7 protein-coding genes and 1 tRNA gene are annotated in these 7,534 nt (G+C 69.3%); 3 read left to right on the top strand and 5 right to left on the bottom strand.

All coding sequences use genetic code 11. The annotated features are described in order from the left end of the window. Window positions 1–164: 164 nt before the first annotated feature. A complete protein-coding gene (locus ACFV2X_RS43915; RefSeq protein ID WP_385627191.1) occupies window positions 165–635 on the bottom strand; it encodes a GatB/YqeY domain-containing protein in 471 nt (156 codons plus the stop codon). Between the two features lie 77 nt (window positions 636–712). Here ACFV2X_RS43915 and ACFV2X_RS43910 point away from each other — a divergent pair, with 77 nt between their 5' ends. Both ACFV2X_RS43910 and ACFV2X_RS43905 read left to right on the top strand, forming a co-directional pair. Beyond that, window positions 713–1,642, top strand: coding sequence for a metallophosphoesterase (locus tag ACFV2X_RS43910; protein ID WP_179285629.1), 930 nt, complete (start codon window positions 713–715; stop codon window positions 1,640–1,642). Window positions 1,643–1,782: 140 nt separating this feature from the next. Continuing rightward, window positions 1,783–1,856 (top strand) — tRNA-Pro (locus ACFV2X_RS43905). Between the two features lie 89 nt (window positions 1,857–1,945). On the opposite strand, the gene ACFV2X_RS43900 is transcribed toward ACFV2X_RS43905, so the two are convergent. The 3 genes from ACFV2X_RS43900 to ACFV2X_RS43890 form a co-directional block, all read right to left on the bottom strand. Next, a complete protein-coding gene (locus ACFV2X_RS43900) occupies window positions 1,946–2,554 on the bottom strand; it encodes an AraC family transcriptional regulator (protein ID WP_385627190.1) in 609 nt (202 codons plus the stop codon). A gap of 124 nt (window positions 2,555–2,678) precedes the next feature. Continuing rightward, the gene (locus tag ACFV2X_RS43895) at window positions 2,679–3,212 is read right to left on the bottom strand and encodes a hypothetical protein (protein WP_385627188.1); all 534 of its coding nucleotides are present in this window, start codon (window positions 3,210–3,212) and stop codon (window positions 2,679–2,681) included. Window positions 3,213–3,384: 172 nt separating this feature from the next. Beyond that, the gene (locus tag ACFV2X_RS43890) at window positions 3,385–4,251 is read right to left on the bottom strand and encodes a VOC family protein (protein WP_385627186.1); all 867 of its coding nucleotides are present in this window, start codon (window positions 4,249–4,251) and stop codon (window positions 3,385–3,387) included. Between the two features lie 340 nt (window positions 4,252–4,591). Here ACFV2X_RS43890 and ACFV2X_RS43885 point away from each other — a divergent pair, with 340 nt between their 5' ends. Beyond that, a complete protein-coding gene (locus ACFV2X_RS43885) occupies window positions 4,592–5,881 on the top strand; it encodes a cytochrome P450 (RefSeq protein WP_385627184.1) in 1,290 nt (429 codons plus the stop codon). 144 nt (window positions 5,882–6,025) lie between these two features. Here ACFV2X_RS43885 and ACFV2X_RS43880 read toward each other — a convergent pair whose 3' ends face one another. Then, window positions 6,026–7,312, bottom strand: coding sequence for a hypothetical protein (locus ACFV2X_RS43880; protein ID WP_385627183.1), 1,287 nt, complete (start codon window positions 7,310–7,312; stop codon window positions 6,026–6,028). Between the last annotated feature and the right edge of the window lie 222 nt (window positions 7,313–7,534).

Below are 7,534 nucleotides of genomic sequence, written 5' to 3'. Positions count from 1 at the left end.
GGGGACCGGGTAACGGTACCACACCCGTTGTTACATCCCGGTCGGGGGGGGCTTCGCCCGCGGGAGTCATCGGGGGGGCTGGACTAGGAAAGCGCCCCGTCACAGGGCCGGGCCCCGCTTCGTCTTCTCTCTTGGTGCCGACCTCAGTGCCGCCCCTGGGCGGGTCAGCCCTCGGCGAGCCGCCGCTTGACCGCGGTGGCCACCCGGCCGCCCTCGGCCCGGCCCGCGACCTTCGGGTTCACGATCTTCATCACCGCGCCCATGGCCCGCGGCCCCTGCGCACCGCCCGCCGCGGCCTCCTGTACGGCCTCCGCCACCAGCGCGTCCAGCTCCTCGTCCGTGAGCTGCTTGGGCAGATACTCGGCGAGCACCACGCCCTCGGCCCGCTCCCGCTCGGCCTGCTCGGCCCGCCCGCCCTGCGCGAACGCCTCAGCCGCCTCGCGCCGCTTCTTGGCCTCGCGCGCGATGATCTTCTCCACCTCGGCATCGGACAGCTCCCGGGCGGTCTCGCCCGCGACCTCTTCCTTCTGGATCGCGGTGAGGGTCAGCCGGAGCGTAGAGGAGCGCAGCTCGTCACGCGTCTTGATCGCTGCGGTGAGATCGTCCTGCAGCCTGGACTTGAGCGTGGTGGTCATGTCGTCGAGTCTGCCAGCCCTGGCCGGGAATCACCCGAAGATTTCTCGCCCGGCCACGGTCTGCGACCATGGTGACCATGCGCGCGCGATACGGAGTACCCCTGGGAATCACGGCGGTCGGCGCCGCCGGCCTCGTCTATGCCGCCGGCTTCGAGGTCCGGTCCTTCCGCCTCCGACGGGTGACCGTCCCCGTACTGCCACGCGGCATGCGGCCGCTGCGCGTCCTCCAGGTCTCCGACATCCACATGGTCAGCGGCCAGCGCAAGAAGCAGCGCTGGCTCCAGTCCCTCGCCGGGCTCCGCCCCGATTTCGTCATCAACACGGGCGACAACCTCTCCGACCCCGAGGGCGTCCCCGAGACGCTGGACGCGCTCGGCCCGCTCATGGAGTTCCCGGGCGCGTACGTCTTCGGCTCCAACGACTACTACGGCCCCAAGCCGCGCAACCCGGCCCGCTATCTGCTGGAGAAGGCGAGCGGCAAGCACGGTCTGAACGGCAATCCCCCCGTCGTCGGCGCGATCCACAACCCCTGGAAAGAGCTGCGCGACGCCTTCGACGCGGCCGGCTGGGTCAACCTGTCCAACACCCGCGGCCGGCTGAAGCTGGACGACGTGGAGATCGCCATGACCGGCCTGGACGACCCCCACATCAAGCGCGACCGCTACGGCGAGGTGGCCGGCGGCCCCGAATCGGACGCCGACCTCTCCCTGGCCGTCGTCCACGCGCCCTACCTGCGCGTCCTCGACGCCTTCACCGCGGACCGCTACCCCCTGATCCTCGCCGGCCACACCCACGGCGGCCAGCTGTGCATCCCCTTCTACGGCGCCCTCGTCACCAACTGCGACCTGGACGCCCGCCGTGTCAAGGGCCTCTCCACCCACCACGCCGCCGGCCACACCTCCTACCTCCATGTCTCCGCCGGCTGCGGCACCAACCGCTACACCCCGGTCCGCTTCGCCTGCCCCCCCGAGGCCACCCTCCTCACCCTCACCCCACCCACCCCCTGACCCCCTCCAGCCACCCCGGCCGCTCCCCCGGCACCTCCCCGACACCCGAGCGGCCGGGCCCACCCCGCCCCGACCTGCGAGACCGCGAAAACCGGATTTCGTCTCTGGGCACGGGTCCGCTAAAGTAGAGCTCGTTGCTTCGGGGTGTAGCGCAGCTTGGCAGCGCGCTTCGTTCGGGACGAAGAGGTCGTGGGTTCAAATCCCGCCACCCCGACACAGGTCAGAGGGCCTGGTGCGAAAGTTGCACCAGGTCCTCTGTCATGCGTGAAGCATGCCTGAAGCGGCGGGGGGTCAGCGCGGCAGTCAGCGCAGGGCGGCCTCGCCCGCTTGGACGGCGTGCATGGCGCGCTCGACGGTCTCCTGGTTTTCGCCGACCGGAGCCACGTAGTCGAGGACGTCGCGCGCTGCGGCCTCGCCGAGTGCTCGGGTGATCACCCATGTGGCGAGGTATTGCGATGACAGACAGCCGCCCGCCGTGGCGATGTTCCCCTCGGCATGGAACGGGGCGTCCAGCACGGTGACGTCGCAGGCTTCGACGAAGGGCCGGCTCTTCATGTCCGTACAGGCGGGCATGGCGTCGAGCAGCCCGAGGCGGGCGAGCACCAGCGCGCCGGAGCACTGTGAACCGATCAGCTGTCGCGAAGGGTCGAGCGGCAGCCTGGAGAGCAGCCGCTCGTCGGCGGCCACCTCACGCGCCTTCACCCCGCTGCCGATCAGCACGACGTCGGCTTCGGTCACGAACTCCATGGGGCGCTGGCCGGTTACCTCGACGCCGTTCATGGAGGTGACGACTGGCGTCGGCGTCGTGATGAAGGCCTCCAAGCCGTCCTTGCGACACCGGTTGATGAGTGCGGAGGCGATGAAGCTGTCGAGCTCGTTGAATCCGTCGAAGGTGACCACGGCTACCTGCATGACATCCCCTCAAAGTGCTGAAGTGAAGGCCAGATTCTCAGGCGCCCGTGCCCGGGTCGCGGGCCAATCGGCGGTCGGTGGCTGGCTCGTTCATCGATGTGCTCATCGGCTTTGTGCCGTGGGGTCAGGCCGAGATGAGCCGAAGGATCGCGGTGCCGTCCGCCCCTGCCACCACCTGGAGTACGACCGCTCCGTCCACCTTGTCCGGCGGCGGTCCCCCCATCCCGCACGAACTGCTGCTGCCACCGCTGCGGAAGACGGCGACGCAGCCGCTGCCATCGCCGCTCGCCCCTCCGCTCGTCTTGCTGTTCCCCGAGGTCACCTTGTAGTCGACCGCGTTCTTGCCGACCTTCGTCAGGGACAGCTTCGCCGGACCGCCCGGGAGCTTGATACGGATCGTCACCGGCTTGGTCACCGCGATCTCGCAGTTCCCGTCGGTGCACGCCTCGGGGTTGCTCCCGTCGGCCGCGGTCACTGCCGGGGACGGGCTGGACGTGCTGGGAGAGGGGCTGTGCGAGGCATGGGAGGCCGAGGGTTCGGCGGTGTCGGTGCCCCCGTCCGAGTCACCGCATCCCGCAGCGGCCAGCGCGGTGACCGTGGCCAGCAGGACGCGGCCGGCCGCACGTCGCGTGCGCCCCACCGTGGTCGGATCCGACATGGCATGCCGCCCTTCGTATCTCATCCGGAGTCGGTAGCCCGGTAGTCGGGAATCAGGAGTCCGGAGCCAGGCAGCGAGCTTACGGTCCGGCGATCGGGAGGGGTCCCCACGCGATGCCCGCACACTCGGCCGTTGACGCCATCGTCAGGACCGGGCCTGCGCGGGCACAGGCTCAGGGGCCGGCTTCGCGGGATTCCGCGCCGTCCCGTTCCGCGTCGTACGACGGCTCCGCGTGGTCCAACGACTCAGCCTCGTCCGACGACTCCGCCTCGTCCCACGATCCCGTCACCTCCGTGGTCGTCGTCGCCGACGCCGCGATGCTGAAGAGTCCGCCCTCCGGGTCGCGGAGGGCCGCGATCCGGCCGTACGGGGTGTCGGCCGGGGCGGAGATGATGCCGCCGCCGAGGGCGGTGGCCTGGGCGGCGACGCGGTCGACGTCGTCGACGCAGAAGTAGACGTGCCAGCGGGGGCGGACATTGGGGTCGGGGGTGGCCTCCAGGGCTCCGCCGCGCAGGCCCGCGACGGCTTTGCCGTCGATGTGCAGGACCACGCGGTCGTGCTCGAAGCGGACGTCGCAGCGGTCCTGGCCCTGGACGTCCCAGCCGAAGACCTGGCCGTAGAAGAGCGCGGCCTCGAAGGCGTCGCGGGTGCGCAGTTCGAGCCAGACCGGGGCGCCCGGTCTGCGCTCGCCCCACCAGGCGGAGGTGAGCTCGCCCTCCCAGATGCCGAAGACGGCGCCGTCCGGGTCGGCCGCCCAGGCCACCCGGCCGCTGCCGAACTCCAGCGGCCCGACCGCGACGGTGCCGCCGCGCTCCCGCGCGCGAGAGACGACCTCGTCGGCGCTGTCGGCCGCGAAGTAGGTGGTCCAGGTGACGGGGAGGGTCACACCAGTCGCGGCCGGGACGCCGATGCCGACGGTCGGGGCGCCGTCCTGGGTGAACGCGATCGTGTAGCGGCCGTGGCCGTGGCGGCTGGGGCGGAAGTGCCAGCCGAAGAGGTCGCCGTAGAAGGTCTGGGCACGGTCCAGGTCGGTCGCCATGTGGCTCACCCAGCACGGCGCGCCTTGGACGGCGCGGAATCGCTCCCGCCGCTCCCGCCTCTCCACGCCCGCTCACCTCACTCCACCTCCGCGTGCGCGGACTGGTCGCCCTCACTGCGCGCGCGGAGCGGTTGCCGATCCGCCGTGCGCGCAGCCCTCACCGTTCGCACATGATGCCCGATAGCTCCACTTTCCTCCGTTTTTCCGGGGCGCGCCACCTCGGCCGGGCGCCGGGGCGTGCGCCGGGCGGTGCGCCGACGCACCCGCTGTGGCGCATCACACCGAGTGCGCCACGGGACGCATTACGGACACCCGGCCAAAGCAGGGCAGTATTGCGGCCATGTCGAATCTCCGCTCAAACATCATCGGCTGGCTGGGTCGCAAGTACTTTTCGAGAATTCAGAAGAACGGCTTCGATCTGTCCAAGATGTCGTTTTTGCCGAGCGCCACGCTGGCCCCGCTGCGACGCAATGGCCTGGACCCCGTGGACGAATTGGCCCGTACTCGGGCAAAGGAACCCATAAGCAAGCTTCCACTGCCTTTCGGAATGAAGGGCTGGCTTGTCACCGGATACGACGAGACCAAGGCCGTACTGGGCCGGGTGAACGGATTCAGCTCCGATTTCACCAACCTCGCGGAGAAGAACATCGGCATCGCCCCACAGCAGAATCCAGGCGGCCTCGGCTTCAGCGATCCACCGACACATACGAGACTGCGCCGCCTGCTGACGCCGGAGTTCACCATGCGCCGGCTCAGCAGGCTCACTCCGCGCATCCACTCCATCGTCGAGGAGCGGCTCGACGAGATGGCCGCGATGGGCGCGGCCGGGGACCCGGTCGATCTGGTGCAGTCCTTCGCCCTCCCCATCCCCTCCCTGGTCATCTGCGAACTGCTCGGCGTGCCGTACGAGGACCGGGAGGACTTCCAGCAGCTGAGCTTGGCGCGATTCGATCTGTTCGACGGGGCCGACACCTCGTTCGGCGCGATATCCGACTCGCTGTCGTATCTGCTCGACATCGTCAAGAAGCAGCGTGAGTCGCCCGGCGACGGGCTGCTCGGGATGCTGGTGAAGGAGCACGGCGACAAGATCGACGACCAGGAGCTGGCCGGGCTGGCCGACGGGGTGCTCACCGGTGGCTTCGAGACGACCGCGAGCATGCTGGCGCTCGGCACGCTGGTGCTGCTCCGCGACCCCGAGCGGTTCGCGGAGATCCGCGACAACGACGACGTGGTCGACCGGTACGTCGAGGAGCTGCTGCGCTACCTCACGGTCGTCCAGGTGGCCTTCCCCCGGTTCGCCAAAGAGGACATGGAGATCGCCGGTACGAAGATCTCCAGCGGCGATCTCGTGCTGTGCTCGCTGAGCGGGGCCAACCGCGAGGAGAAGCTCGGCCCGGACATGGAGCGGTTCGATCCGCACCGGCAGACCTCGTCCCACCTGGCCTTCGGCCATGGCATCCACCGGTGCATCGGCGCCGAGCTGGCCAAGATGGAGCTGCGCGCGGCCTACCCCGCGCTGGTGCGGCGGTTCCCGGAGATGCGGCTGGCCGTCCCGCAGGAGAAGCTCGCGTTCCGGAAGCTGTCGATCGTGTACGGCGTCGAGGCACTGCCGGTGACGCTGAAGAAGTAGCCCGCCCCGATAGCCCTCATAAGCTCTCATACGCACTGGATCATCTGCCGGGTGCCCCACGAGGGCGCCCGGCGGGGCGCCTGTGGCGTCGCCCGGCCGGGCAGGGCAACAGGGCTGGGCAGGGCGGCAGGGTGCGGCGGCGGCTCAGCGGTACGGGTCTTCCCGGCCTGGGTCCGTGCGCCCGCCGGAGTCCCTGCCCCCATCCGGCAGGTCGTCGTACTTGAGACTCCCGGGGCCGTCCACGAGCTGGCGATGCATGACCGAGCTGCTGCCCCGCAGGTCGAATTCCTGGGCCAGCCCGGTCCGGTGGAGCCGGCCCATCTCCTCATCCGAGAAAGTGACCCCGGCTATCTTGGTCTCCTTTCCGGAATCCCAGTTGTAGCGGTCCCACGCATTGAGCTGGTAGTCGAGGCCCACGTGGGGCTTCCCATCGGCCCCGGGCGTCACCGTGACCACACCGCTGACATTCGTCATGACCGAGCCGACAGCCAGGTACCAGTTCTCATTGCCCGACCGGCTGAAGCGATAGGAGCTGTTCACGGTCTCCACCGGGATGGCGACCGGCCTGCCGCCGCTCTTCTTGAATTCCGCCAGCCCCGCCTCGCGCCATTTGTCCTCGTAGTCCACGAGGGCGTTGATAGTCGTGCCGCGAAACGCGTCGTCGCCTTTCATCATCTCATCGATGGGCAGATCCAACGTTGTGCCGGAATTATCCAGGTAATGCATCAGATTCCGCGCGGCGGCGTCCATCCCCGCCAGCGAGGCACCCTCCGCCAGCATCTTGGCCTTCTCCAGGGTGACCCGCTCGCCGAAACCGGGGGACTCGACACCATGCCGGCCCGACCCCGCGTCCGGGGAGATCTGCCTGATCCGCGGGGACAGGACCCCCGCCGCCACGAGGTCGTCCTTGTGGGCCGCCCAAAGCTCGGCGCGCGACGACGAGCTCAGGGACTCCCACAATCGATGCAGCTGTGCGCGCTGCTGTGGCGTCGCTTTGTCCCCCAACGAGGCCAGCTCGACCGCGCGGGGGGCCATGTCCTCATCCAGTGAGGTGTAGACGGCGTGTCCCGCGTCGTGAGAGTCCTGACCGTGGCTGGCGCGCAGGGCGCGGCAGACGGCGGCGTCGATCTCCGCGGCGTGGGTGACCAGCCCCGTGATGGTGTCGGTGTACCACTTGATCAGGTCATGGGTCCGCTGGCCGTCGCTCGTGATGTTGCACATCGTCTCGGACACCCGCACCGAGCCGTCGCCCGAGTCCTTGACCACCAGGCCGGGCTCCTCCTTGGCCGCATCGGCGGCCATTTCCCTCACCCGCCGCTGGATGCCCCGCAGCTCGGTGTTCGCATCGTCCAGGACGCTCCAGATGCTCTTCGCCTCCCGGTGCAGATCGCGGAGCTCCTTTGCCGTCTTACGGACGAATTCCCGGGTCACCGTGGCATTGATTCGCGGCGTCCGACTTCCTCACCAGGCCCCGGTCGGCATCCGTCCGGAGCCTTTCGAGACCGCTCACCACGGTCTTCCAGTCGGTGACCGCCGCGGCCAGCTTCCCGAGGTCCATTTCAAGGAGATTCGTATAGGTGAACGCCGCCACGTTTCTCAGCCCCCGTATCGCTCTGCCTCTCGCTTCACGTGGATCGCTTCACGCATGCGGAG

It is taken from the genome of Streptomyces sp. NPDC059679 (assembly GCF_042734105.1).
Lineage (GTDB): Bacteria > Actinomycetota > Actinomycetes > Streptomycetales > Streptomycetaceae > Streptomyces.
This window is presented reverse-complemented; position numbering and strand designations above follow the sequence as displayed.

Excerpts from the sequence above, each read along its gene's own strand:
- ACFV2X_RS43910 (WP_179285629.1), top strand. The coding sequence starts at position 713 with ATGCGCGCGCGATACGGAGTACCCCTGGGAATCACGGCGGTCGGCGCC.
- ACFV2X_RS43915 (WP_385627191.1), bottom strand. The coding sequence starts at position 635 with ATGACCACCACGCTCAAGTCCAGGCTGCAGGACGATCTCACCGCAGCG.
- ACFV2X_RS43885 (WP_385627184.1), top strand. The coding sequence starts at position 4,592 with ATGTCGAATCTCCGCTCAAACATCATCGGCTGGCTGGGTCGCAAGTAC.
- ACFV2X_RS43895 (WP_385627188.1), bottom strand. The coding sequence starts at position 3,212 with ATGTCGGATCCGACCACGGTGGGGCGCACGCGACGTGCGGCCGGCCGC.
- ACFV2X_RS43900 (WP_385627190.1), bottom strand. The coding sequence starts at position 2,554 with ATGCAGGTAGCCGTGGTCACCTTCGACGGATTCAACGAGCTCGACAGC.
- ACFV2X_RS43890 (WP_385627186.1), bottom strand. The coding sequence starts at position 4,251 with ATGGCGACCGACCTGGACCGTGCCCAGACCTTCTACGGCGACCTCTTC.